19 protein-coding genes and 1 riboswitch are annotated in these 26,262 nt (G+C 65.9%); of the genes, 12 read left to right on the top strand and 7 right to left on the bottom strand.

From position 1 onward, the window contains the following. Positions 1-64 precede the first annotated feature (64 nt). Positions 65-967, top strand: coding sequence for a LysR family transcriptional regulator (locus QRN25_RS04635; protein WP_271182192.1), 903 nt, complete (start codon positions 65-67; stop codon positions 965-967). A 21-nt stretch (positions 968-988) separates the two neighbouring features. Here QRN25_RS04635 and QRN25_RS04630 read toward each other — a convergent pair whose 3' ends face one another. Genes QRN25_RS04630 through QRN25_RS04620 form a run of 3 tightly spaced genes read right to left on the bottom strand, consistent with a single transcriptional unit; the run spans position 989 to position 3,868 of the window. Beyond that, entirely contained in the window at positions 989-1,777 is a 789-nt protein-coding gene (locus QRN25_RS04630) for an ABC transporter ATP-binding protein (RefSeq protein WP_285017711.1), read from the bottom strand. Continuing rightward, a complete protein-coding gene (locus QRN25_RS04625; protein ID WP_285017710.1) occupies positions 1,771-2,790 on the bottom strand; it encodes an ABC transporter permease in 1,020 nt (339 codons plus the stop codon). The genes QRN25_RS04630 and QRN25_RS04625 overlap by 7 nt, the downstream gene beginning before the upstream one ends. 10 nt (positions 2,791-2,800) lie before the next feature. Next, entirely contained in the window at positions 2,801-3,868 is a 1,068-nt protein-coding gene (locus QRN25_RS04620; RefSeq protein ID WP_285017708.1) for an ABC transporter substrate-binding protein, read from the bottom strand. A gap of 278 nt (positions 3,869-4,146) precedes the next feature. Here QRN25_RS04620 and QRN25_RS04615 point away from each other — a divergent pair, with 278 nt between their 5' ends. Continuing rightward, the gene (locus QRN25_RS04615) at positions 4,147-5,322 is read left to right on the top strand and encodes an acyl-CoA dehydrogenase family protein (protein ID WP_285017707.1); all 1,176 of its coding nucleotides are present in this window, start codon (positions 4,147-4,149) and stop codon (positions 5,320-5,322) included. Positions 5,323-5,541: 219 nt separating this feature from the next. After that, the gene (locus tag QRN25_RS04610) at positions 5,542-7,683 is read left to right on the top strand and encodes a TonB-dependent receptor domain-containing protein (RefSeq protein WP_285017706.1); all 2,142 of its coding nucleotides are present in this window, start codon (positions 5,542-5,544) and stop codon (positions 7,681-7,683) included. Here the strand turns inward: QRN25_RS04610 and QRN25_RS04605 are convergent. Both QRN25_RS04605 and QRN25_RS04600 read right to left on the bottom strand, forming a co-directional pair. Beyond that, positions 7,634-7,963, bottom strand: coding sequence for a LysR family transcriptional regulator (locus QRN25_RS04605; protein ID WP_285017704.1), 330 nt, complete (start codon positions 7,961-7,963; stop codon positions 7,634-7,636). The genes QRN25_RS04610 and QRN25_RS04605 overlap by 50 nt on opposite strands. 43 nt (positions 7,964-8,006) lie before the next feature. After that, a complete protein-coding gene (locus tag QRN25_RS04600) occupies positions 8,007-9,344 on the bottom strand; it encodes an LLM class flavin-dependent oxidoreductase (protein ID WP_285017702.1) in 1,338 nt (445 codons plus the stop codon). Between the two features lie 415 nt (positions 9,345-9,759). Here QRN25_RS04600 and QRN25_RS04595 point away from each other — a divergent pair, with 415 nt between their 5' ends. Beyond that, positions 9,760-12,651 (top strand): TonB-dependent siderophore receptor, encoded by a 2,892-nt coding sequence (locus QRN25_RS04595; protein ID WP_285017701.1) that lies wholly within the window; start codon positions 9,760-9,762, stop codon positions 12,649-12,651. Between the two features lie 93 nt (positions 12,652-12,744). Here QRN25_RS04595 and QRN25_RS04590 read toward each other — a convergent pair whose 3' ends face one another. Further along, positions 12,745-14,901 carry a TonB-dependent siderophore receptor gene (locus QRN25_RS04590; protein WP_285017700.1) on the bottom strand — a complete coding sequence of 719 codons (2,157 nt, stop codon included), beginning with the start codon at positions 14,899-14,901 and terminating at the stop codon, positions 12,745-12,747. A gap of 177 nt (positions 14,902-15,078) precedes the next feature. On the opposite strand from QRN25_RS04590, the gene QRN25_RS04585 reads away from it, so the two are divergent. The 8 genes from QRN25_RS04585 to QRN25_RS04550 all read left to right on the top strand — a co-directional run bounded on the left by QRN25_RS04585 (position 15,079) and on the right by QRN25_RS04550 (position 24,394). Then, positions 15,079-15,804, top strand: a complete 726-nt coding sequence (locus QRN25_RS04585) for an energy transducer TonB family protein (protein ID WP_285017699.1) — start codon at positions 15,079-15,081, stop codon at positions 15,802-15,804. After that, positions 15,801-16,310 (top strand): RNA polymerase sigma factor, encoded by a 510-nt coding sequence (locus QRN25_RS04580; protein ID WP_271182181.1) that lies wholly within the window; start codon positions 15,801-15,803, stop codon positions 16,308-16,310. Before QRN25_RS04585 ends, QRN25_RS04580 begins: the two co-directional genes overlap by 4 nt. A 133-nt stretch (positions 16,311-16,443) precedes the next feature. Beyond that, positions 16,444-17,454: a FecR family protein gene (locus QRN25_RS04575; protein WP_285017698.1), complete on the top strand. Its 1,011-nt coding sequence runs from the start codon at positions 16,444-16,446 to the stop codon at positions 17,452-17,454. Between the two features lie 109 nt (positions 17,455-17,563). Beyond that, positions 17,564-20,062 (top strand): TonB-dependent siderophore receptor, encoded by a 2,499-nt coding sequence (locus tag QRN25_RS04570; protein WP_285017697.1) that lies wholly within the window; start codon positions 17,564-17,566, stop codon positions 20,060-20,062. 24 nt (positions 20,063-20,086) lie between these two features. Continuing rightward, positions 20,087-21,661 carry a PepSY-associated TM helix domain-containing protein gene (locus QRN25_RS04565; RefSeq protein WP_285017696.1) on the top strand — a complete coding sequence of 525 codons (1,575 nt, stop codon included), beginning with the start codon at positions 20,087-20,089 and terminating at the stop codon, positions 21,659-21,661. Further along, on the top strand, positions 21,658-21,945 hold the full coding sequence (locus QRN25_RS04560; RefSeq protein ID WP_271182177.1) for a DUF3325 domain-containing protein: 288 nt from the start codon (positions 21,658-21,660) through the stop codon (positions 21,943-21,945). Before QRN25_RS04565 ends, QRN25_RS04560 begins: the two co-directional genes overlap by 4 nt. A gap of 11 nt (positions 21,946-21,956) precedes the next feature. After that, the gene (locus QRN25_RS04555) at positions 21,957-22,337 is read left to right on the top strand and encodes a hypothetical protein (RefSeq protein WP_285017695.1); all 381 of its coding nucleotides are present in this window, start codon (positions 21,957-21,959) and stop codon (positions 22,335-22,337) included. Then, positions 22,334-24,394 (top strand): TonB-dependent receptor domain-containing protein, encoded by a 2,061-nt coding sequence (locus tag QRN25_RS04550; RefSeq protein WP_285017693.1) that lies wholly within the window; start codon positions 22,334-22,336, stop codon positions 24,392-24,394. Before QRN25_RS04555 ends, QRN25_RS04550 begins: the two co-directional genes overlap by 4 nt. 180 nt (positions 24,395-24,574) lie before the next feature. Here QRN25_RS04550 and QRN25_RS04545 read toward each other — a convergent pair whose 3' ends face one another. Continuing rightward, positions 24,575-25,729 (bottom strand): AraC family transcriptional regulator, encoded by a 1,155-nt coding sequence (locus tag QRN25_RS04545; protein ID WP_285017692.1) that lies wholly within the window; start codon positions 25,727-25,729, stop codon positions 24,575-24,577. A gap of 163 nt (positions 25,730-25,892) precedes the next feature. Continuing rightward, positions 25,893-26,135: riboswitch (cobalamin riboswitch) on the top strand. Positions 26,136-26,262 lie beyond the last annotated feature (127 nt).

Genomic DNA, 26,262 nt, shown 5'->3' with positions numbered 1-26,262 from the left:
TCCGTCCCGCAGCATGCGACAATGCGGGATATGCGATGCCAGCCTTCGCTGTTAACGAAGGCACATGCGTTTCGACCTTACCGACCTTCGCCTCTTCATCGCCGTAGTGGAGGCAGGCAGCATCTCCGGTGGCGCCAATCTTGCGCACATGGCGCTGGCTTCGGCGAGCGCGCGGATCAGCGGCATGGAGGCCGTGCTCGGAACCTCGCTGTTGGAGCGCGGCCGGCGTGGTGTGGTGCCCACACCTGCGGGACGCACTTTGTTGGCGCATGCCCGCATCGTGACGGCGCAGATCGAGCGCATGCGGGGTGATCTCGGCGTTTTCGCATCGGGCCTCAAGGGGCACATCCGCATGCTTTCGAATACGGCTGCGCTTGTCGAACTGCTTCCCGCCGCCGTGCGGGTGTTCCTGATTGCGCATCCCGACGTGGATGTCGACATCGAGGAGCGTACGAGTGCAGATATCGTTGCTGCCGTCGCGGAAGGGAGGGCCGAATTCGGGCTCATCGCGAACTCGGCCGATACTGCGGGGTTGGAGACTGTGACGGTCGCAGAGGACAGGCTGGTCGTCCTTTTTCCATCCCAGCATCCCCTTGCGAGCAGTTCGTCGATGCGTTTTGCCGAACTGCTAGACCAGCCTTTCGTTGGCCTGAGCGCCGGAGCGTTGCATTCGCATCTGGCGGATCAGGCCGCGAAACTTGGCCGCAGGATTGGCTACCGGGTGCGCTTGCGCAGCTTCGAGAGCGTGGCCCGGCTTGTGGAAGCCGGCGTCGGAATAGGCATTCTACCGCTCGCGGCGGCCGAACGTGTTCGTTCCGGCGGGTTGACGATCGTGCCGCTGGCGGATCGTTGGGCACGCCGCCATCTGGTGCTTTGTGCGGCCGACTTTACCGCGCTCAGCCGCCACGCGGCCGCGCTTGTCGATGAAATCGTCAGGCAGGGCGAAGCCGTGTCGCAGCACCCATGAAGCATTTGGCTCCGGGGCTTCTCAAAGCTCGTGGGCGTGTCCGAGCGAGGCGAGAATGTCCCGGCGCAAGGATTGCAGGGCTGGATTGTCGCGGCGACGGGGATAGGGCTCCTCGACCGCCACCTCGCGCACGATCCGGGCGGGGCGGGGGCTGAACACGACGATCCGCTGGGCCAGCAGCAGGGCTTCCTCGACATCGTGGGTGACTAGCAGCACGGTGAACCCGGCATCGCGCCACAGGCGCAGGATTTCGGTCTGCAGGGTCATGCGGGTCAGCGAATCCAGCTTGCCGAAAGGCTCGTCTAGCAGCAGCAGGCGCGGGTCGTTCACCAGCACGCGGGCGAGCGCAGCACGCTGCGCCATGCCGCCGGAAAGCTCGCTCGGCAGGGCCTGCTCGAAGCCTTCGAGGCCAACAAGGCGCAAGGTCCGGTCGGTTCGCGCGGCGGCTTCCTGCGGGTCCACGCCCTGCGCCTCAAGGCCCAGCGCGACGTTGCCGCGCACGCTGCGCCATGGATATAGCGTCGGGTCCTGGAATACGAGCAGTCGCGACGGATCCGGGCCGACGATGCGGACCTTGTCGGCGCCTAGCTTGCCCTCGGAGGGTGCCTCCAGCCCCGCCAGCAGGCGCAGAAGCGTTGATTTTCCGCAGCCGCTGGGGCCGAGCAGGGCGACGAATTCGCCCGGCTCTATGTCGAGGGTGACGTCGTCCAGCACCGGCAGCGGGCTGCCGGGCGTATCGAAAGCGTGGTGGACGCCGCGGGCCTGTACGGATAGGCCGGTAGTCGCGGGGGAATGGACCAGAGTTACCATCGAACAATTGCCTTCTGCCAGGCGAGCACGCGGTCGCGAACGGTGAAGAGGAGGGCGATGAGGCTGGAGAACAACAGCGCCATCACGATCAGCGCGCCGTAGAGGTTGGCATAGGCCGCCCACCCTTGCGCCCACTGCAGATACCAGCCGAGCCCGGCCTTGACGCCTATCATCTCGGCCACGATCAGCACTGCGAACGATGCGCCGAGGCCCATGAAAAGGCCGACGAAAACGTCCGGGAGCGCGGTCGGGATCGCCACTTTGAGGATCAGGAACCGCTCGCTCGCGCCCAGGGTCCGGGCGATGTCATAGTACGCCGCATTGACGCCCTTGACGCCTGAGGACGTCAGCACCGCGACCGGAAAGGCGGTCGCCAGCGCGATCAGGAAGGTGCTCGCGCTCTGCGATCCGGGGAACACGAAGAACGCCAACGGCAGCCATGCGGTGGCGGGCAGCGGGCCGACGAAACGCAGGATCGGGTGGCCCCAGTAGCTCGCCTGTTTCCACCAGCCGATGGCGACGCCGTTGGCGAAACCGACCGCCCCGCCGATCGCATAGCCCGGCAGCAGCAGGAGCAGCGAACGGGCCGCGCTTTCGAGCAATCGGGCGCTGTCGTCGGTGTAGACTTCGAGGATCGACTGGGGCGGCGGGAAGAACGGAAGCGGCAGAATTGCAGTCTTTGCGGTCAGAATCTGCCACAGTGTAAGCAGTACCGCGCCCGCGCCGAGCCAGCGATCCCAAGGCCGGAGTGCCGCCAGTCGGCCGCGATTTCCGGCGAATGCGAGGAGGCACAGAGCGGCACCCAACGTGCACTCAACGGCACCCAGAAGCCCCGAACGGGACCATGGCGTGATATCCGGCCACGTCCAGGTGACCCCGGCGGCGCCAGCCCATGCCAGAGCCGCGACAATGCCGCCACGCCACACCGGCGCGCGGGGGGATGCCGGCGTGGCGGCCTCTTCAATGCGCGCCGGGAGGTCGTTCGACGAAAGGGCGAGGGCGCTGCTGCTCATGGCGTGTCCTTCATGCGAAAAGCTGTTCGACGGTGCGGCTGGCGAAACTTTGCGGATCGGTGGTCGGCTTCATCACGCCGACGTCGCGCAGCTCTCCGGCATAGAGCGCGACTTCGCGGTGGAGGTCGCGGCCGACCGGGTGGTGATCGTGGGTCTGCATCTTCAGCACCGCGACCAGATCCTCGACGCTGGCCTTGGCATAAGGCGCGAAGGCGCGCGCCACCGCCTCGGGCTGCTGCGAGCAGATCGAGGCTGCCGTCGTCAGCGCCTGCGCCAGCGCGACGCCGCTGGCGCGGTCGCGGCGCAGCAGGTCGCCGCTGGCGCCGAGCACGCAGCACACGCGGTCCTGCCAGGGGGCCGAGAGGTTGGAGAGCACCTCCACCAGATCGCCGCCCGAGTTCTTCTGCAGGACGTAGGCGATCGGGTCGGAATCGACGAAAGCCTGGATCTCGCCCTTCTCGACCGCGGCGGCGAGGAGCGGCGCGGGAAATGCCTTCCATTCGACGTCGCGATTGGGATCGAGGCCATTGGCCTTCAGCAGCACCGCCAGCGCATTGCGCCCGGCGCCGGTGATTTCCGAAAGGCCGATCGCCTTGCCGCGCAGGCTCTCCACCGCATCGGTGATCCCCGCCCGGCGCGAGCCGAGCACGCGGATGCAGCCGCCGTGGGTGCCCGCGATCAGCCGCACGTCGAAGCCCTGCTCCAGCGGCTTGATCCAGCGCAGGATCATGCCGACCCCGGCGTCGGCCTTGCCGGTGGAGATCGCCTCCAGCAGCTGGTCGGTGGACCCGGCGAAGTTCATCAGTTCCACGTCGAGGCCGAAGCGCTCGTAGATGCCCTGTTCCTTGGCCAGCAGCGCGGGGGCGAGGCAGATGGCGTTGGCATTCCACGCCAGCGTGATCTTGCGCTGCCCTTTCGCATTGCGCGGCAGCGGCGTGGGCCGCGCGGCGGCATAGAGCCCGGCCGCCCCCGCCGCCGCGACCACGCCGACCGCCAGCACGCTGCGCCGGTTGATGAGCGGACGCGGCGGCGGGGCTTCGGGTTCTGCGATATCGTCGTCAGGCGGCGTGAAAGTCATGCGGGCTCGCTTGCTTGGAAGGGAATGGAGACCCGTACGCCGGGGGCTTTCACGCGAAGTGCCCCGGCAAGGATCGATCCTGCTCACCAAGCCTAGCGCCGCGATCGTGCAAGACTATCCGGCAATGGCAATGTGACTATTGAGCTATCTCAATAGATGCCCGGGCGTCAGGCGCAGTCCACAAACTCTCAAGCCAGATCGCGCCGAACTCGTTTGTCGAACGCGGCGGCAGTGAACACAGGTTTCACAAGACAACTTGTGCTTTCGGAGCTTCGACGATGGCGACCCGTATACTTGAACCCGCTTCGCTGCGCCTTCCCGATGACGCCGCCTTGCAGGAAATCACCCGCAAGCTGGCAGCCAGCGCGCAGGACCACGACCGCGCCGCCACGTTCCCGCGCGCCAACTTCGACATTCTGGCTGAGGCGGGCCTCATCGGACTGACGGTCGATCCAAAGCTGGGCGGCGCGGGCGCGGGCTATGCCGACACGCTGCGGGTGCTGGGCGCGGTGGCGCAGGGGGAGCCGTCCACCGCGCTCATCCTGTTCATGACCTATGCCTTCCACGCCGCCGAGAAGGCCGCCCGCTGGCCGCGTCCTCTCTACGAACGACTGGCGCGCGAGGCGGTGGCGGGGCGCGGACTGATCGGCACGTTCCGCGTCGAGCCGGAACTCGGCACCCCGGTACGCGGCGGCCTGCCCAAGACCACCGCCACCCGCACCCCGCAAGGCTGGCGCATCAGCGGCGAGAAGATCTATTCCACCGGCTCGACCGGGCTCGACTGGTTCGTCGTCTGGGCACGCACCGACGAGGCAGCCCCGCGCGTCGGCAGCTTTCTCGTGGACCCGGCGACGCCCGGCATCACCATCGTGCCCGAGTGGGACCACCTCGGCATGCGTGCCACGGTAAGCCACAAGGTCGTGTTCGAAGACGTGGTGATCCCGGCCGAGCATGCAGTCGACGTCCGGCTTCCGGCCGAGTGGGAAGCGTCGGCGGGCCAGGCTGCGGCCCAATCGCTGTGGAACGCGCTGGCGATCGCCACGATCTACGACGGCGTCGCCCGCGCCGCACGGGACTGGCTGGTCGGCTATCTCAACGCGCGCGTGCCCGCGAACCTCGGGGCTGCGCTGGCGAGCCTGCCGCGCGTGCAGGAGAAGCTGGGCGAGATCGAGGCGCTGCTCTACACCAACCGCGCCCTGATCGCAGGCGCGGCGCGGGCGGCCGACGAAGGCGCGCTGCCCTCCGCCACCGAGGCCAACCTGATCAAGCATGTCGCCAATGCGAACGCGATCCAGGCGGTGGCGCTGGGGCTGGAACTGACCGGCAACCCGGGCATCAGCCGTAACAACCCGCTCGAGAGGCATTACCGTGACGTATTGTGCAGCCGGATTCACTCGCCCCAGGCCGATACCGTGTTGGTAGCAGCAGGGCGCAGCGCGCTGTTCGCACAATGAGGTGAAGATGGCTCTGCGACACTATTCGCGGCGCTGTCCTGCAATTCAACGGCAATATTGACGCAACGAATATGCATCTAATTTCACAAGGTGTTGCTCGCAGGTCATATTTCATTTCCCGACCGGCGCCGTGACTGCCGTGCGATTGACACCCCGGCCAAATTTATCAACCGGCCCTGCTAATGCGAGTACGTCGCATTACCAGCAGGGGGTTCAGTCGTGTCCATCGTTTCCCGCAGTGCCAATAATCGTGCCAGTAATCGTTATCGTCAGCTTGCCGGGAGCAGCCTTGTCCTGCTTGCGTGTCTCGGGTCGCAGACCGCCCGTGCGGACGACGCGGCGGATGCCGAAACCGGATCGCCGATCGTGGTCACGGCGGCGGGCTATGCGCAGGACATCATCGAGGCGCCCGCCAGCATCACGGTGATCGACCGCGCCGATCTGCAGGACAAGCGCTTCGGCAGTCTGGCCGAGGCGCTGCAGGACGTCCCCGGCATCGACGTTGGCGGCGAGGCGGGCAAGACCGGCGGCCTCAACATCTCCATTCGCGGCATGCCCAGCGACTACACGCTGGTGCTGATCGACGGCCGCCGCCAGAACGCGCCGGGCGGCGTCACGCCCAACGGCTTCGGCGAGACTTCGACCAGCTTCATGCCGCCTTATTCCGCCATCGACCGGATCGAGGTGGTGCGCGGGCCGATGTCCACGCTTTACGGGTCGGACGCGATGGGCGGCGTCGTCAACATCATCACGCGCAAGGTCGGCAACCGCTGGGTCGGCACCGCAACGGCGGAAACCACGATCCAGGGGGATGAGCGCTTCGGCAACATCCAGTCGATCAACGGCTTCGCACAGGGGCCGGTGGTGAAGGACCTCGTCGGGCTGACGCTGCGCGGCAGCGTGTTCCACCGCGAAGGATCGAGCATCGCAATTCCCGGCGATCCGGCGCTGACGCTGGGGCGCAACCCGGTCCGCTCGGATGTCTACACCTATGGCGGGCGGCTCAGCATCACGCCGCATGCCGATCATGACCTGTGGGTGGAATTCGACCGGAACGAACAGACTTACGACAACACCGAGGGGCAGCTCGGCACGCTGGGTTCGGGCGGCTACTCGCCCGAGCAGAAGTTCAACCGCACCAACTACGTCGTCGCGCATAGCTGGCGGATGGGTGATTTCGGCCAGCTCGACACCACCCTGACCCGCAACGACACCGAGACCATCGGCCGCCTGATCCCCAACGGCACCCCCGGTGCGGTGCCCGGCAGCGCCCGTTCGCTGGAGGCGCGCAACGACATCATCGACAGCCGCTTCGCCGGAAAGGCAGGACCGCTCGCCTTCACTGTCGGCGGCCAGTACTGGAAAGCGCGCATGATCGACGGCGTCGCGCCCGAGCCGTTCAAGTTCACCCAATGGGCCGGTTTTGCCGAGGCCACGCTGACCGTGGTCGACGGCTTCAACGTCACCGGCGGCATGCGCTACGACGATCACTCGACGTTCGGCAACAAGTGGTCGCCGCGCGCCTATGCGGTGTGGAACGTGACCGATGCGCTGACCCTCAAGGGCGGTGTCAGCCGCGGCTTCAAGACCCCGCGCGTCGAACAGATCGCCAGCGGCATCATCGGCTTCGGCAGCCAGGGCCGCGTGCCGCTGATCGGCACGCCGGGCCTGACGCCGGAGACGAGCACCACCTACGAGGCGGGCATCTACTTCGATGACAAGGGCTTCTTCAGCGGCAACGTCACGCTGTTCAACAACGACTTCGACGACAAGATCGCCAGCGGCCCGGGCATCCCGAACTGTTCCTTCGCGGGCAATCCCAACCGTCCGGGCTGCCTCGACGTCGGCAACTTCCCGGCGGTGGACCTGTTCGGCCAGTCGATCAACATCGACAAGGCGCGCACGCGCGGGGCCGAAGTGGCGACGCGCTTCGCCTTCACACCCGCGCTCACTCTGGCGCTGAACTACACTTATACCGAGACCGAGCAGCTCAGCGGGTCGGAAAAGGGCCTCCCGCTGGTCGGCATGCCCAAGCACATGCTGAACGGCAACTTGCGCTGGAAGGTCAGCGACGTCGCCAGCCTCTGGGCGCGGGCCGAGGTGCGCTCCAGCCGCTATCGCGGCGCCAATGCGCAGCAGGTGGCGGTGGGCGACTTCCGCAGCTACGAGGTGTTCCACCTTGGCGGCTCGTACCAGATCGCCCCGGCCTTCCGCCTTGCCGCGACCGTCTACAACGTGCTCGACACCGACTATGCGGTCTACGTGCCGTACCAGAGCGGCGTGGCGACGGTCTACACGCCCGCCTACTCGATCAATCAGGAAGGCCGCCGTCTCTGGCTTTCGGCGACGGTCGACTTCTGATCGGCCCGCTGCCGCCTTCCATGTGCCGCACCGCCAGCGACAGGCTGGCGAATGCGGCCTGAAGATGCGGCAGCGCACCGGCTGCCGGCGGGGTGAGAGACAGCCCGCCGGGGCCGGTGCGCGGCCTCGCGAAAAGGTCCAGCCCGAGGTCCCTTTCGAGCCGCGCGACCAACTGGCCGACCGCGGAGGGCGTCACCCCGAGTTCGCGCGCGGCCAGCAGGAAGCTGCGATGGCGCGCGACCGCCTCGAATGCGCGCAAGGCATTGAGGGGTGCGTTCACGGGATGAGGACCCGGCATGGATGCGCTTGTCAGGTACGTGCCGTCACTCTGCGGCGACGGCCAGCGACGGCGCGGCGTGGCGGTGCTCCGGGACCGGCAGGCCGAGGTGGCCGCGCAGGGTGTCGTGCGCGTATTCGGTGCGGAACAGGCCCCGGCTCTGCAGGATCGGCACGACCCGCTCACGGAACAGCGCGAACTCGTCCGGGGTGCCGACGACGACGTTGAAGCCGTCCGCCGCGCGGCCGGTGAACCAGCGCTCGATCTCGTCGGCGATCGTCTCGGGCGAGCCGACGAAGCCCTTGCCGCCCGGGTTCTGGCCGCGCTGGGCTGCCTGCCGCAAGGTCAGCTTCTCCTCGCGCGCGGTGCGGATGATCCGCTCGGCCGCGCCCTTGTAGCTGTTGAGCGTGACGCCGGTGAGATCGGGGAACGGCGCGTCCAGATCGTACTGGCTGAAATCGTGGTAGTTGAACGCGCGGCCGAGCTGGACGAGCAGCTTGTCGATATCGAGGTTCTCCGCGCGCTCGCGCTCGATGCGGTGGGCTTCCTCATCCGTCTCGGCGATCAGCGGGAACAGGCCGGGGAGCACCTTGATCGCGTCCGCATCGCGGCCGAGCGCGGCGGCGCGCGCCTTGAGGTCGGCGTAGTACTGCTGGCCCGACGCGAAATCGGGGGAGGCGGCGAACGTGGCTTCGGCGATGTGCGCGCCCAGGTTGCGGCCTTCGTCGCTGTCGCCCGCCTGGAAGATCACCGGCTGGCCCTGCCGCGAGCGGGTGAGCGCCAGCGGCCCCGCCACCGCGAAATGGCGGCCCTTGTGGTCGAGGCGGTGCTGCTTGTCCTTGTGCAGGAACAGGCCCGATTGCTTGTCGCGCGGGAAGGCGTCATCTTCGTAGCTGTCCCATAGGCCCTGCACGACCTCGACGAATTCCTGCGCGCGTTCGTAGCGCACGGCGTGGTCGAAGTGCTCCTCGCGGCCGTAGTTGCGCGCGGCGCCTTCGAGGCCGGTGGTCACCACGTTCCAGCCCGCACGGCCCCGGCTGATGTGGTCGAGCGAGCCGAACTGGCGCGCCACGTTGTAGGGCTCCCAGTAGCTCGTCGTCAGCGTGCCGACGAGGCCGATGCGCGAGGTGTGCCCGGCGACGGCGGAAAGCAGCGTCAGCGGCTCCAGCCGGTTGAGGAAGTGCGGCGAGGTGTCCGGCGTGATGAACGGGGAATCGACGATGAACACCAGGTCGAACTTGGCGTCCTCGGCGAGTTTCGCATTGGTGATGTACCAGTCGATGTCGACGCTGGCATCGCCCGGCACGTCGGGATGGCGCCAGTTGTACTGGTCATTGCCCACGCCCGTAAGTATCGCGCCAAGATGAAGCTGCCGTTCGCTCATGAGATTGTACCCGTTCGTCGATGATGATGGGCGGAGCGTAATCGACGCGGTCACTCGCGAATAACGAGGGTTTCCCATAGCGTTATTCGCGGCGCTAAACGGACGCGATCAGTATGACCAATTCTCAAGCGAGCCTTGCGACTTCCAATTTGTCTGATGGACGGGCCGCCCATACCCATCGCTCATCAGGTCAGGCCTCGGCGGCTATTTGACATCAAAACGCCGATATGAATGCCATGCTGGTGAGACACGCTGAAAAGGCCCTGCACGCTGCGACAGCGTGCGCGCCGGATGCACCCTGACCTCGGGGATATCCTTTTTCGAAAAACGACAGGCCGGGCCGGATTTCGCCGCTCCCGCAGCTTCCGTTCCGGGGGCCGGAGCGGTGCGCCCGACGCATATACAGGGGTGAACAATGCGCAAATCGGCACGCCATAAGGGCCATGCCTTGGGATCGGGCAGCAGCAGGCAGGCTCTGGGCTTCATGCTCGCACTGGCGGTAGGGGGGACGGCGACGCCGGCCTTCGCGGCAGACGAAGCGGAAGGCGCGGACAGCAGCGATGCGGCGGCGGAAATCCTCGTCGAAGGGACGCGCTCGCGCGAAGTGGTGGAGGCCGGGCCGCTCGGCACGCGTACCATTCTGGAGACGCCGTTTTCGGTCTCCGCTGCCGATACCGACCAGATCAACCGCATCGCCGCGACGACGATCGACGCCGCGTTCAATTACGATCCTTCGGTGCGCTCCAACAATTCGGGGCTGGCTTCGGGCAATACCTTCAGCATTCGCGGGCAGGCAGTCGATCTGACCAACGGCTACAAGTACGATGGTCTGGCCTTCCCCTACTGGTTCCAGGACCACCCGATCGAGGCGGTCGATCAGATCCAGGTGCTGAAGGGCGCGGGCGGTTTCGTCTACGGCTATGCCTCGCCTTCGGGCGTGGTGAACTTCATCTCGAAGAAGCCGACCGACGAACTGGTCGCCACCGCCGGGTTCTCCTTGCGCAGTTCCAGCATCTGGCGCGCGCACGTCGATATCGGCGGGCCGCTGACCGAGACCGGTTCCACTGCCTTCCGCCTCAACGCGGTGGAGGAGCAGGGCACGCTCTACAACGGCGCCTACAACAAGAATACGTTCGCGCAGTTGTGGCTGGAGGGCGAGATCACCCCCGACCTGACGTGGAGTGTCGACGGGTACTATCAACGCACATGGCAGGCGGGGCAGTCCAACACTGTCAGCTTCACCACCGGCGTCACCTCGCTGGCGACGATGAGCGGGGCGGACTTCAACCTCGCCTCGAAGTCGACGCACAAGTTCAACGACATCAATCAGGTGACCGGCCGCCTGAACTACCAGATCGCGCCTGACTGGAAGATTTCCGCTGCGCTGCGCTATTCGGCGCTGGACGAGCGGTTCACCGGCAATACCGCGCAGATCACCAACAATGCGGGCGATTATCGCGTCGGCGTGCTGGGGATGAACCGCAAGTTCACGTATCATGTCGGGCAGTTGTCGATCGACGGCACTTTCCATACCGGCGCGATCGAGCATGCCGTGGTCGCCGGGTTCGATTACTTGGATGTCGATTACGATTACGACTACAATCCGTACACGGCCACGCGGGTGCCAACGGTGTCGTACGACTTCAACCTGACCGGCAACATCTACGCGAACAACGTGCCTGACTGGGCCTTCGTGTCCTATACCCGCGCCGACGGGCAGGTGGTGACGGGCCGCCAGTTCCAGCGCCCGCCCGACTGGTTCCGCTATCAGGAAATCCGCCAGCGCGGCCTGTTTCTCAGCGATACGCTGAAGCTGGGCAATGCCGAACTGATGCTGGGCGGCCGCTACACCTTCTATACCGAGCGCAATTACGAGCCGGTGCTGGCAGATACGAACTACCGCGAGAACAGCTTCACTCCCGTCGCCGCGCTCAGCTACGACGTAGCACATGGCGTCCGGGCTTATGTTTCCTACGTGCAGGCGCTGCAGCGCGGGACGCAGGCCCCGGCCAACGCGCTGAACTATGGCGAGAGCTTCGGCCCGATCAAGAGCACGCAGTACGAGGCGGGCATCAAGGTCGATCGCGGCACCTGGGGCGCGACGCTCGCGGCGTTCCGCACCAAGGTGCCGTCCGAGTTCCTCAACATCGAAAGCTACTGGGTGCGCGACGGCGAGCGGCGGTTCCAGGGCATCGAGTTCGATGCGCACTGGCAGGCGACGCCCGAAGTGCTGCTGAAGTTCGGCGCCGCCTATCTCGATGCAGTGCAGACCAAGGCTTCGAGCGCGGCGCTGGTCGGCAAGAAGGTGCCGGGCGCTACCGCGTTCCAGACCTCGGGCTTTGTCGAGTATTCGCCCGCGTTCCTGCCCGGCTTCTCGGCGTTCGGCGGCGTGCGCTATTCGGGCAAGGCTTACGGGCAGGTGACGAATACCTTCATCTACAAGCCGGTGACCGTCGGCGATGCGGGTATTTCCTATAACCTGCCGATCGAGGGACGTTCGATCACGGTTTCGGGCAACGTCCAGAACATCACCAACGAGCAGTATTGGGTGCCGGGTTCGGGCGGCGTCTCGCTGTCGGCGGGTGCACCGCGCACGTTCAGCCTGAACCTGACTGTCTCCACCGGCCCGATCGAGCGGGACGATACCGGGTGGAGTGAAGGCTCCGGAACGGGAGGCTTCTACATCGGCGCGGCGGCGGGCGGCACGAAGATCAACGATGGCAGCTTCGACATCCGCGCCCGCGTGAACCCCACGCTGGGTGTGGATCGTGGTGGCCTGAAGACCTCGTACAAGACCGGATGGGAACTCGCCGGGAGGCTGGGCTACGATTTCGGCTTCCTGCGCACCGAACTCGAACTGGCGCGCCAGCAGTTCGATCTCGACCGGGTTGCGCTGAATTCGACGCGCATCGCGGTCGATCCGGTTTCCCGCACTGCCGGGATTTACGACGATCCTTCCGGCACCACCCGCATTCAGTCGATCCTGCTCAACGGTCTGGCCGACATCGCCACCGGCTCGCGCTGGTCGCTGGAGGCAGGCGGCGGCATCGGCGTGGCGCGGGTCAACCAGTACCGCTGGAAGCTGGAGGCGGATGAGAGCAGTACCTTCGCCTACGAGAACAAGGTGCGCTTCGCCTGGCAGGCCGTGGTCGGCGCGCGCTATGCCTTGTCGGACCGGCTCGATGCGACGCTGCGCTATCGCTATCTCAACGTGTCGGATGTGTTCCTGCAGACGACCACCGCCAATGCGATCGAAGGGTCTTTTCGCACGCACAGTCTGCTTGTCGGATTGAACTATTCCCTGTGATCCCGTCAGGGCCGTCTGTCGGCGCGAACCGGGTTACGGCTGCTTCCCTGAGGAAGCAGCCGTTTCGCAATCGATCAGGACTCCGAGGGGGAGTTACAGTGTGCCCCGCAGCGTCACGCTGAAGGCTCGGGGCGATCCGTAGCGCGCACTGCCGACATAGAGGCCTGAGTAGTAGGTCTTGTCGAGGACGTTATCGACATGGACGGCCAGCGAAAGTCTGGGCGAGAAGCGGTAGTTCGCCATGAGGTCGACGATCGCCAGACTGCCTTGGGTATAGTATTCGCCCGTAGGCCCGGCGTATTCCGTCCGGGCCTTGCCCTGCCAGCGGAGGTTACCGCCCAGCGTCAGGCCTTCCAGTTTTCCGCTCAGGTTGTAGGCGGTGAACATCTTGAAGCTGTTCTTGGCGATCTGCGGCATCTGGCGTGCGCCGTCGCGATCCTCTGCGCGGGCATTGGCGAAGCCGCCCGCGACGCGCCAGCCCGGCAGGATTTCACCGTTCACTTCCACTTCGAAGCCGGAGGACCTCAGGCCCGACACGGCGTGATAGGCAGTGCTGCCGTCCGGCGCGAAGATGCCGGAACCATCGGCAAGGGCATAGTTGTCCTGCTGCATCTTGAACACCGCTGCGGTGGCGCTCAGCTTGCCGTCCAGGAAATCGGCCTTCAAGCCCGCTTCATAAGTATTGCCCTCCAGCGGGCCGAGCAGGTTCCCGTCCACGGTACGGTAGGTCTGCGGCTTGAACACGCTGGCGTAGCTGACATAGGCGGAAATGGTCCTGGTGATGTCCAGCACCGCGCCGGCGTAAGGGGTGAACACACCCTTCTCATTCGTGCCCGCGGTCCAGGTGCGTGCGCCCGCAGTGTCCTCGGCATAGCTTTCCTGCTTCCACCAGGTGAAGCGTCCGCCGACGACGATCGAGAGAGGCGCAATCGGCTTGAGCCGCGCCACGCCTGCCGCCGCGCTGGTTCGCACGCGGTTGCCGGACAAGGTGCCGCTGGGGCTGAGGTCCGGCTTGGGCACGTCGCCGGTAGCGAACAGATCGAAGGCGTTGACGGACGTATTCATATACTCGGGACCGTCCCACCAGCCGGGGTAGGGCGTCTGGTCGTCGTCGAACTGGGTGTGGTTGAGGGTGAGGGCGATATGCTGCTCCTGCCCCAGCGCCTCGAAGCTGCCGCGCAGGTTCGCGTAGACCGCGTTGAGCGTGAGGTCCGAAGCCCAGCGGGTGGAATAGAGCGTGCCGCCCAGGCCGGTGTCCTTGTTGATCGCGCTGCCGAAGAAATAGCCGATCGTCTCATCGTAGGAGCCGGACTTATGCTCGCCGTCGATCTGCAGTTCCCAGTGCTCGCCGAGATCCTGCTTGAGCGATGCGAAGATGTTGACGCTCTTGCGCCGGAAGTGCGACCACTTGGCGCCGCCGTTGGTCGATCGCGCGAAATCGGTCTCGGTGCCGTCGGTGAAGTAGAGCGGAATCCCCCCGCGCGAGGCTCCGGAGTTGGTGAAGTTCTGATACTCGACCCCGGCGGTGAGCAGCGTACCCGGCGTCAGGTCTGCTTCGACCACGCCGTAGAGCGCCTGGCGCTTGACGTGCTCGCGGTCGATGAAGGTATCGTTGTCCTGCCAGGCTCCCGCGACGCGGGCACGCACTCTGCCGTCCGAGGTGAGCGGCGTGCTGAGGTCCGCTTCGAGGCGATACATGTCCCAGGAGCCGACCGTGGCTGCCGCCGTTGCGCGAATTTCCGTGCGCGGGCGCTTGCGGATCATGTTGATCGCGGCCGAGGGCTCACCGGTGCCGGTCATCATGCCTGCCGAGCCACGGAGCACCTCGATCCGGTCATAGGCGATCATGTCGGCGGTATCTTCGCTGAAGCCATAGAGCCCCGTCGGCCGCGCGACGCCGTCGACGAGGTAGTTCTCCACAGCGAAGCCGCGCGCGGTGTAGTTGGTGCCGTCGGTGCCGAGCGCGCTGGAGCGGTTCGACTGGATGCCGACGACCTGCTCCATCACCTCGGAAATGTCGTAAAGACCCTGTTCCTCCATCCGGACGCTGTCGAGCACGGTGACCGACTGCGGTGTCTCGCGCGATGAAAGGCTGAGGCCGGTGGTCTCGGTCTGTCCGGTCACGACGATAGCGTCGGGGTCGGGGTTTTCGGCCGATTCCTCGGCATGGGCGGTGGTCGTAGTCAGCATGCCGATGACGAGCAGCGAAGCCACGCGCTGACGGGCCGGGATCGGATTTTTGAAGGACATTATTATTCCCCTGATCGGCACCGGATGATGAGCCCCCCGACTCCCGATGCGCGGCGGGCCTCTAATGCGATTGCGTCGCAAGCGCAATATAATCGAAACATTTTATGTCCGATGCGAGAGCCTCGCTGACGAGTGGCGCATATTGCAACTCACTCGCATTAGTGTAGTGGCGAGGCCATGTCCGCCTCGTCCGTCCCGATGGCGCACGCATCGGTGTCGCTGGTGACATCGAGCGAAGCGCCGGTGCAGCAGCGGCTGCCGGGCGGCTATCGTTTGGGCGGCGGCCGGCCGCTGCGCATGCTCGGTGTCGGAGCAACCTTGCTGGTGCATCTGGCGGTTGGCGCGGTGGTGATGCTGGGCTGGCCGGGGGCGCCGGACCGGACTGGCGGGACGCGCTTGATCAGTGTGACCATTCTTCCCCGTCCCGTAGACGAGCCGCGCCGCCGTCCCGATCCCGGTACGCGGGCATCCAAGCCGCGGCCGGAACCGGTTCCGGTGAAGAGTAGCCCGGCTCCCGCGATCATGCTGGCGCCGCCGACTCCGATCGCGATCGAAACCGTCGCCGAAATGCCAGCACCGGCGGAGGGCGGGCGCATCGACGCGCTGGCGTTGACCACGCAGGGTTACCGGCGCGCCGTGATGGCGCGGCTCGAGGCGCAGCGCGCCCGTGGACGGGACGGTGCTTCGGGTGCCGGTGTGGTGCTGTTCCGGATCGAACGCAGTGGGCGCCTGCTCGATGCATCGGTGGCACGCTCCGCCGGCTCGCGCACCCTCGATCGCGCCGCGCTGGACGTCGTTCGCCGCGCCGCTCCGTTTCCCGCGATTCCGGAAGGATTGCCGGACGAGTTGGAAATCACCCTCCCGGTCGAGTTCCTGGTGTCGGCACGGATGGCATCGCGATGAGCGCCCGCGACGCGGCGTTGGTGGCGCATCATCACGATCCGCTAAGCGCCTACGTGCGCTCGCTGGTCGGTTCCAACCCTCTGGCCGCTGATATCGTCCAGGAAACCTGGGCGCGGGCGATCCCCGCGTTGCGCGAGGGCAAAGTGAGCAACGTGCGCGCTTTCCTCTACCGGATCGCGCGCAATCTGGTGATCGATGGAGCGCGGGAAAGAGGCAAGTGGGCCGCCTGGACGGTCGAGGAGGATCTTGGCGACCTCATCGCCGATGACGCTCCTTCGGCCGAACGCACGGTGCTGGGGTGTGACCGGTTGCGATTGCTGCTCGAACTGGTGGAGAGCCTGCCACCCCGATGCCGCGAGGTCTTCGCGCTGCGCAAGATAGAGGGCTTGCACCAGGCCGAGATCGCCGAAAGACTCGGCATCACGCGCGGCGCGGTCGAGAAGCATTTGCGACTCGCCCTCCTGGCCCTCGCGGCCCGGCTCGGCGAGATCGACGACGTCGAATGATGGGCCCGATGACAAACCAGGCAGAAAATTCCAGGTACGAGGTCGTGTTTTGGTGCCCCTTTGCGTCTTGGCCTTTGACGGCAGCCGCCTCGCGCGGTTCGCGGGCGATCCCGGTGGGGATGGAGCAGTGGCCATGACGATGAGACAGCCCATTCTACCCGAAATAGCCGAAGCGGCCGCCGCATGGATTGTCCGGCGTGACGGGAAGGCGATGAGCCCCGAGGAAGAGCGTGACTTCGCGCTCTGGCAGTCGGACCCCGATCACCGCGCAGCGCTGGCCCGGCTGGAGAAGATCTGGGGCCTGATGGACGAGCAGGAAGACGCGGTGGCTGGCCTGCAGGCCATTCCGGAATTACCCCGGACGCGGCCGGTCTCTACCACCACTCGCAGCCGTTCGAACTGTCATCCGAACCGCCGTCTCGGGCTGCTCCGCCGGGGCTGGGGCATGCGCGGGGCAATGGGTGGGATCGCTGCCGCATTGGCGATCGTCGTTCTGGGCGGTGTGCAGGACTGGCCGACACGGCTGCGCGCGGACCAGATCACCGGCATCGGTGAGCGGCGCAATGTCGCCCTTTCCGACGGATCGGTGGTGCAACTCGACAGCGGCTCGGCGATCGCGCTCGACTTCGCGAAAGGCCGTCGGGGTGTGCGCCTGCTGGCGGGGGCGGCTTTGTTCGAGGTCGCGCCCGATCCCGCGCGCCCCTTTGTCGTCGAGGCGGAGGGCGGCAGCGTCACTGCTCTCGGCACCGCCTTTGCCGTGCGCGACGAGGGTGGGCGGGCCACGGTGACCGTGACGAAACACAGCGTCCGGGTCGAGGGCGGGGGACGTGCCGCCGTCGTCGGTGAAGGTCAGGGCGCCGACTTTACGCATTCGACATTGACCGGGCCGTTTCCCGCGCGGGGCGAGGCGATAGCCTGGACGCGTGGGCGACTGATGGTGGTCGATCGCCCGCTCGGGGAAGTGGTGGCCGAGATCGGGCGCTATCGGCACGGCTTCGTCACCGTCGCCGGTGCGGCGGCCGCCATGCGGGTGAGCGGAGTCTACGATCTCGATCATCCACTTGCTGCGATCGACAGCATCGAGAAAAGCCACGGGCTGCGCTCCGTGCGGCTGTCCGATCGCTTCATCATCCTGCGCCGATAAAAAATTCTCACCGCAAGGTCGTGTTTCGGGATCGGACTGCGTCTTGGTTTTGCGATTGCGTCGCAGCATCAATGCTGGACGCATGGAATTCCAGGTGGGGAAAGTTTCGATGACGATAAAGTTCGAGCGCGGCCGGGTCATGGCTTGTGCTTTGATGGCAGGGACGGTGATCGGCGGTTGCGCCGCGCTGCCCGGACTGGCGATGGCGCAGGATGAGGGCACTTTGCGCGCCTACGATATCCCCGCCGGTGCGCTGTCCGACGCGCTTAACAGCTTTGCCGAACAGAGCGGCGTGCAACTGACTTACGAAGCATCACTGACCCAGGGGTTGCGAACCGGTGGTCTGCGCGGAAGCTTCGCGCCCCGGGATGCCATTTCGCGCCTGCTTTCGGGCACGGGCCTTGCCGCACGTTCGTCAAGCGAAGGCGCGCTAACTATCGCGCGCGCGACACGAGGGGCGATGACCCTTGATCCGCTGAGGCTGGAGTTGACGCCCGCCGCCTATGGAGTCGGCAGCGTGGCCGCCGAAGAGGAGAGCGAGGCCGGACGTCGCGACGACACAATCCTCGTCACCGGCCACAACGAAAAGATCGATGCGATTTCCGGCTCCGGCCCCTGGGGCAACAAGCTGGTGATCGACACGCCTTACGCGATCAGCGTGGTGTCGCAGGACCTTATCGAGAGCGTCATCGCGGGCGATATGGACCAGATCTTCAAGATGAATCCGGTGGTCCAGAATTCGGCACCCTCGACCGTCTACGGAACGCCCTACGTGAATATCCGTGGCTTCTCGACCCAGAAGGGCGTCGTCGATGGTCTGCGCATCTCATCGACCCTTACCGGCATATCGACGGAGGAACTGGCCAATGTCGAGATCATGAACGGCCTGTCGGGCTTCCTGTACGGCGTGGGAAATCCGGGCGGCGTGACCAACTACGTGCTCAAGCGGCCGACTTACGCGCCTCTGCTTGACGTGCGCGTCGGAAATTATGGCAACACCCAGTGGTTCGCGCATGTCGACATGGGCGGCAAGATCGATGCCGGCGGCACCTTTGCCTATCGTCTCAACATGTCCATCCAGGACGGCGAGACGGCGAAGAAGAACCAGAACGTCGCGCGCACGATGGTCAGCGGCGCGCTCGACTGGAACGTCGCGCCGAATTTGCTGGTGCAGGCCGAGGCCGCACACACCTACTACCGCATCGACGGCATCGATTCCCGCTTTTACGCTTATGGCGATACCAGTCGCGCCTCGCTCGACCACTGGATCGAGCCGCTGGCCAACGACAAGACCTGGACCCCGTCCTGGACTTATCTGCAGACCAAGACCGATCGTCTGGGCGCCAACGTCAAGTGGAAGATCGACGATACCTTCAGCCTGCGCGCAGCCTATCTCTACAAGCGTGACGAGCAGGATTCGATCAACATCTATCCGCTCTACGTCGAGGACGGCGGAAACGGGGAGGCAGGCTGGCAACTGGGCTGGACCTCGCGCAGTGCGCCTTCGTATAACTACGCGCAGGGCGCTTATGCCTACCTGGACAGCGAGTTCGCGACGTTCGGGATCAGGCATCGCCTGACCGTCGGCGCCTCGGGCGATATCCTGAGCGTCAAGCGCCACGTCACCAACACCGTCAGCGGCGGTGACTCGCCCGTCTTCAGCGACCCTGATGGTCTCAACAACTGGGCCATGCCCTCGGCGCTGGACACGTATTCGTGGGGCGCTCTCTACAAGTCGAGCTGGGCGCGCAATACCAACATCGTCGTCGGCGACGATATCCAGTTCACCGATCATCTGGGCGCCATGGTCGGGGCCAATCGCAGCACCGTGGAGGCCAAGGCATACGGAGCCACCGGCGCAACGACTTCCAGTTACGACGAAAGCGCATGGACACCCACGGTGTCGCTGATCTTCAAGCCGTCCGCGCGGGTGACGACTTACGCCACCTATATGGAAGGATTGGAGCAGGGCTCGACGGTCCCCGACGATTCCACGCTCTACAACAACCCGGGCGAGATCATGAAGCCCTACGTCTCCAAGCAGTATGAGATCGGCGCCAAGTACGCGCCGATCGATGCCCTGCTGATCACCGGCGCGCTCTATCGTATCGAGAAGGCCAATTCCTTCGACGAGCAGGTGGGCGGCAAGATCACCCGCACCCAGGACGGCGTCGAGGTGCACCAGGGTATCGAACTGAGCGCCACCGGACACGTGACGCACAACCTCAACGTCATGGTCGGCGGCACGCTGATGGACCTGAAGGTGACGAAGACCAGCACCGCATCGCTGCTGGGGAAATGGCCCACCGGCGTGAGCAGCACTCTCGCCAAGATGTACCTCGAATATAGCGTGCCCGCGCTGCCCGGCTTCTCTGTCAGCGGCGGCGTCTACCACGCCGGCAAGATGTACAAGGACAGCGCTAACCTGCAGAAGATGAACGGCTATACGATCTTCGACCTCGGCCTGCATTACAAGGCGGAGGTGGATGGCCACCCGGTGCGCTTCGACCTGAACGCGGCGAACATCACAGCCGAGAATTACTGGGCGACGTCCTATTCCCTAGGCATTCCGCGCAGCGTGGCCTTCGCCGTGAAGTACGGCTTTTAAGCCGGTCGTCGGGGGAGCAGCATCGTGAAGCAGGGTTTCCGCCAGTCGATGGCCTGGCTGCACACCTGGGTCGGGCTACTGCCCGGCTGGGTACTCTATGTCATCTTTGTGTTCGGGACGGCCGCATTCTTCCAGCATGAGATCGACGCCTGGATGCGCCCGGAGCTGCCCGCGCAGAGCCGCGTCACCGCGGGCGCCCTTGAGGCCGCCGACCGCGTCCTGCGCAAGCGCGGGGCCGGGGCGGACAACTGGAGCGTATCGCTGCCGGCCGCCCGTGGCGGCAGCGGGCTGACGGTCTCGTGGCAGATGCCCGGAGAGGCGCGGCGAGGCCGTCGCGGGGGCGAGGAAGTCACCCTCGATCCTGCGAGCGGGCGCGAACTCGCCTTGCGTGATACGCGTGGCGGGTTCTTCCTCTACCGTTTCCACTTCGACTTGCACTACCTGCCGGTGATGTGGGCGCGAATGCTGGTCAGCGTGGCGGCGCTGGCGATGCTGGTGGCGATCCTTTCCGGTGTCGTCACGCACAAGAAGATCTTCACCGACTTCTTTCAGATGCGTTTCGGCAAGGGTCAGCGCAGTTGGCTCGACGCACACAACGCTACCGCCGTGCTGGCCCTGCCGTTCCATGTGATGATCACCTATACCGGCCTCGTCACGCTTCTGTTCACGCTGATGCCCTGGGCGATCACGGTCAGCTATCCGAGCCGCGAGGCTTTCTATGCGGAAGCCTTTCCCCGCGCCGAGGAAAGCGAGGCGAGCGGCAAACCTGCGCCGACCGTCCCGCTCGCACGGCTGGTCGAGCGCGCGCAGGCGAAGTGGCAGGGCGGACAGCCGAGCTACATCAGTATCGCCCATCCCGGTGATGCCGCTGCGACCGCGCAGGTCTATCCCCAGCGCACGGACTGGAGCGAGGGACGACGCGATCCGGTTCATCTCGGCGCGACGCAGGGCGGTGAACTGCCGGTCGCGGCGCGGCCTGCGGGCGGTGCGCGAAAGACGCAGGAGGTCATGGTCGACCTCCACACCGCTTGGTTCGCCGGATATGGTCTGCGCTGGCTCTACTTTCTCTCCGGCGTTGGTGGGACCGTGATGGTGGGGACGGGCCTTGCGCTCTGGTGCGTCAAACGGCGTGGCAAACTGCCCGACCCGGCGCGCCCGCATTTCGGGTTCCGGTTGGTCGAGCGGCTGAACATCGGCTTCATAGCAGGCGCACCGGCCGGCATCGCCGTCTACTTTCTGGCCAATCGCCTGCTTCCGGTTGCACTTGCGGGGCGTGCCGAGTGGGAGGTGAACGGCCTGTTCATCGCCTGGGGCGCGATCTTCGTCTGGACGCTGGCGCGGCCCGCCAAGCGCGCCTGGGTCGAGGCGCTCGGCGCATGTGCCGTCGTCTTCGCGCTGGTTCCCTTGGTCAATGCACTGACGACCACACGCGGGCTGGGTGGCAGCTTGTGGCGGGGCGACTGGGCTTTCGTCGGGTTCGACCTGGCCATGTCGGCGCTCGCGGCAGGCTTTGGCTGGACCTCGTGGAAAGTCCTGCGTCACCGGCCCAAGGCGGCTCCGGCGCGCCGCCAGCGCATGCAGAAGGAAGCGACCGCATGACCCATCTCGTGATTGCCATGCCTGCGCTTGCGGGCTTCGCACTACTGCTCCTGGCGATGGCGCGCCACCAGCAGGACTGGCTGAAGCGCAAGCTGGCGCCGCGCACGTCCCGGGTGCTGCGCTGGAGCGGGTTCGCTGCGCTGGCGCTCGCTTTCGGGGCGGCGGGGCTGGGCCACGGCTGGGCATATGGCACCGTCGCCTGGTGCGGCTGGCTGAGCTTCGCCGCCATGCTGGTGCTTGCCGCGCAGACCAATCGCGAGCGCATTCTGCGCCTGTTCGCCTGAAAGGAACACCAATGCCCAGGAACACCGTCGCGGCGGGTCAGTCCGTCCCCCCGTCGCCCGTCGCGACCGGCGTCGCGCGTCGCCAGCGGCTTGCCGCGGCGACGCGCGCGCTTGCGCGCCTGCCTTTTCGCACACCTGTCCGTACTCTGGCCGGCACCCTGGGCGCCTATGGCCTCACGGCGCAAATCACCGTGGCCGCGTCATTGTTGCTGACTCGCCTCGGCATGACGCGGGTGGAGGCAGTGACTGCGGCGACGCTTGCGAGCTTCGCGGTCTTCGCGGTCATCTCCATGGCCGTGTTCCATGCCCACAGCGTGCTGCGCGCGTGCTTGTGGCTGGCCGGAGCGTCCGTGCCGCTCGCGCTTCTGGGATGGGTGATGGCACCGGCATGATGAACGCCTTTTCGCTCATGCTTGCCGGAGTCGCGGCCGCCAGTTCTCCGACCGAGGAATCGGTCCCGACCGGGCGGCAGGGACAGGAAAAGCCGCCCGCCATCGTCCCCGCCGGACCCGACCCGGTCTACCCGGCCGACTTCTACAAGCCGTTCCAGCCACAGACCGCGCTCGACATGCTGGAGCGCACTCCCGGCTTCCTGCTGAGCGAGGGCACTTCGGTGCGCGGGTTCGGCAATGCGGCAGGCAATGTGCTCATCGACGGCCAGAGGCCGACCGTGAAGGGAGGCGGCATCACCGAAGTTCTGCGTCGCATCGCCGCATCGCGTGTCGAGCGGGTGGTACTGCTGCGTGGGTCCGACGCTGCCGAGGCGCAGGGCCAGACGTTGGTCGCCAACGTGATCCTGCGTACCGACGCGGGCGGATCGGGCAACGCCGCGCTGACGATGACCCACACCGCTGATGGTATTGTCTCGCCCGCCGGCCGGGTCAGCTTCGCGCGGCGCGTCGCGGGTTGGCAGACCAGCATCGAATTGTCAGGCGAGGTCACTCGCTATCCCACCGACGGCGTGTATCTCGACCGCGACGCGACCGGGACGCTGACCTCCACCCGGCGTGAACACATCCGCGCCAAGGCCCCCGAGTACGGTCTGGCGCTCAGCACTTCGGGGGCGGTCGCGGGCGGAACGTTGACTGTGAACCTGCGGCTCAACAAGGACGGCTATTCGTCTGCCCGGGGCATCGACATCTTCAAGGGTGCTGCGAACGGCTCGCCGGATGGCCGCCGCGACATCGCCTATGACGAGAACGGGCGCAGCGGTGAGCTTGGTCTCGACTGGACGCGGCGGCTGGGATCTGGCTGGACCGCGAAGTTGGTCGGTCTCGGCCGGGTAGAGCGCTACGTCACTGACGAAGACTATGTCGAGGCCGATTATCGCGGCCTTTCCTCCCAGCGGGAGACGCCGAGCGAGTTCGTCGCCCGCGCGACGGTGACGCGCGAAGGCGACCATTCGGTGCGGCCGGAGTTCGGCGGCGAGGTGGCCTACAATCGTCTGTCGAGCCTGCTCGACTACGCCGAGGATACCGGCTCCGGCCTTATGCCCGTGGCGCTCGCCAATGCCGATACCCGGGTTTCGGAACTGCGTGGCGAGGCGTTCGCCAACATCACCGTGAAGTTCGCCCCCAGGCTTGCGCTGGAGGCGGGCATGGCGGTGGAATTCTCGCGCATCCGCGTTTCGGGCGAGGCGGCGCAGGAGCAGAGCCTGTCTTACCTCAAGCCTTCGGCGGCACTGGTGTGGTCGCCGTCGGGGAGCACGCAGCTGCGGCTCGGGGTGCGCAGGACCGTCGACCAGCTCGATTTCGCCGACTTCGCGGCTTCGGTCAACCAGGCCGACGGGCGGCCGCTGGGCGGCAATTCGGGGCTGCGGCCCGCCCGTGTGACGCGCGCCCTGGCCCGCCTCGACCACCGCTGGGGCAAGGGCGGGGCGATCGCGGTGGAGGCCTACCACCAGTGGCACACCGGATTGCTCGGCTATCTTGTTCTCGATAGCGGGGACCAGGCGCTCGGCACCATCGGCGATGCGCGGCAATGGGGTGTGAGCGTGCAGGGGACATTGCCTCTCGACGCGGTGCTGCGCGGTGCGCGGCTGACCCTTGACGGCACCTGGCGTGGTTCGCGGCTGAGCGATCCGATAACCGGCAAGCACCGGGCGATGGACGACATTGCCGGGCAGAGCGTGACTGCCGAGTTCCGCCATGACGTGCCGGCCCTCAAGTCGTCATGGGGTGTCAACTGGACCGCGCCCGAAGAAGCCGACGTCTTCTACACCGGCGAAGTCCTGCGCGCGCGGAGCCATGCGCGCTGGGGTGGCTATATCGAGACCACGGCGCTGGCCGGGTTCAAGACGACGCTCACGGCCAAGGCGATCAACGGGCAGGATAGTTCCCGGTGGCGCCGCTTCTATTCACCGAGCCGTGCGGGTGCCTACACCGGAAGCGAGGAAAGGAACCAAAAGCAAGGGGTGATCGTGTCGATGGCTGTGGTTCGGGCTTTCTGAGTGTCTGTTCGAGAAACCGCTGAAGACGAGTTTCGAAGCACTGGCAATGTCTTGACGGGAGTTTCTCAAGTGAAATCCGGAAGGACGCATACGACCGCGAGTTTGCCAAGCGTCTCGTGACGGGTGCCCAAGGTCAGGGTGCGCCCCGCGCCCGCTGGTTCGCTGTGGGATCGCTTTTGCCTATGAGGACAAGATACTGCCTTTTTCCTGGAGGCGGCGTGTGCTGCGCATACTTGTGGGAGACTGGCCGAACCATCGTTGGCAGCGGCGGGAGAACACCGCTTGTTCGGCGAAGCCGAGCTTTTCGGAGATCCCCCGGAAATCGAGGTCGGTCTGTTGCAGGTAGTAGAGCGTCAGATCGCGGCGCACCCCGTCCTTGACGTCCTGAAAGCTGGTGCCCTCCTCCTTCAGCCGGCGGCGCAAGGTACGATGGTGGATGTTCAGTGCACGCGCGACTTCAACGCTGGCACAGTCCCCCTGCGCCAGCCTGCGAATGATAAGGCCGCGCACTTCCGCGTCAAAAGGTAGACTTCGTTTGGGAAAGTGCTTCTCAATGTAGGCGGCCAAGTCACTATGGACTTGGGTGTTCTGGCTGAGGATCGGACTGGCGAGATCCCTGTCCGAGAACGTGATCCCGTCGGACGGCTCCCCGAAAAGCACCTCGCAGCCGAAATAGCGACGATAGTCGGCGAGCGGAGAGAGCGGCTCGTGTCGGAAATGTACGCAGCGAGCGCGGGCATAGCCGCCGGTCATCTCCATCGCCTCGACATGACCGATCAAAAGGATCTGCTCGATGGCCTGGATACGCTCGGCACTGTTTTCGAACAGCAGTTCATGGCCGGCGAATATGGTGCCCTCGGCAGCATGCGGCCGCAGCCATACGCGCGCTGCGCGGCTGTGTGCGCTGATGTGCTCGCTTGCAAAGCGCAGGGCATCGCCGAACGTCCTCGAACTGCGCATCGTATTGCCCAGCGGCCCGAAGATCGCTCCGCCGCGTTGCCGCAGAGCCAGCCGCATTCCGAAATCCCGGCAGTCCAGCCGGTGCGCCGCAACGGTCAGGAGCCGGATCGCCTCGGGATATGTGAGCGCAACGGCGTCGTCGCGAAAATCCTGGGCGGAAATCCCGGCGAACCGCAACAGTTCGCCGGGATTTCCGCCAAGCGAGCTGACCAGTTCCGGAAAATGCCGGAGAAGCGGGATGTTGAGCCGTGCAAATTCCACATCGGCAGGCAATGGCATCGGCAGGTCCTTGGCATCGCAAGGGAAGGCGCGGTTATCGGAGCTTACGGCCGCGCCGTCCATCTCCTGGACAATGGCTGCATCGCCTGTCCGCATCGGTCAAGTCGGTGTACGAGATCTTGCGGCAAGAGTGCCAAAGATCGCACGAGCGTAGCGCGACCTTGCAAGGACAAGGAAGGGCGGAAGCACGCGTCGTACGGCGATGCTTGCCAGCGCCACTTCCTTCGCGTAGGGCGGCTCCCGTCTCTCGAGGTTCGGGAGGCCATGATCGCGTTGGTGCTCCCGTAAGGGGGCTTAAAAGGGAACGCGGTGAGGGGGCTCGCGCCCCTGAATCCGAGGCTGTCCCTGCAACTGTGAGCGGTGAGCGCGATGCATATCGCGGCAGGCCAAAGTGCCCTGTCGCAGCCACTGGGCCGGACGCTAACTCCTGCGAGGCCTGGGAAGGCCGTGCATCGTGCGATGACCCGCAAGCCAGGAGACCTGCCAGCGTCCGGTCGCTCTTGCCCTTGGTCCAGGGGATGGCCGAGGCACGGTGAAATCCGTCTGAGCGACGCATGTGCGGCGGGGGCCGCATCGACCCAAGCGACGGCGCCGGGGGCGTCGTGTCGTCGCGTGGGCCGACCGTTCGC

The organism is Novosphingobium sp. fls2-241-R2A-195 (genome assembly GCF_030209485.1).
Classification (GTDB): Bacteria; Pseudomonadota; Alphaproteobacteria; order Sphingomonadales; family Sphingomonadaceae; genus Novosphingobium; species Novosphingobium resinovorum.
Note: the sequence above shows the minus strand (reverse complement) of the source record. Positions and strands in the feature narration are given on the sequence as shown.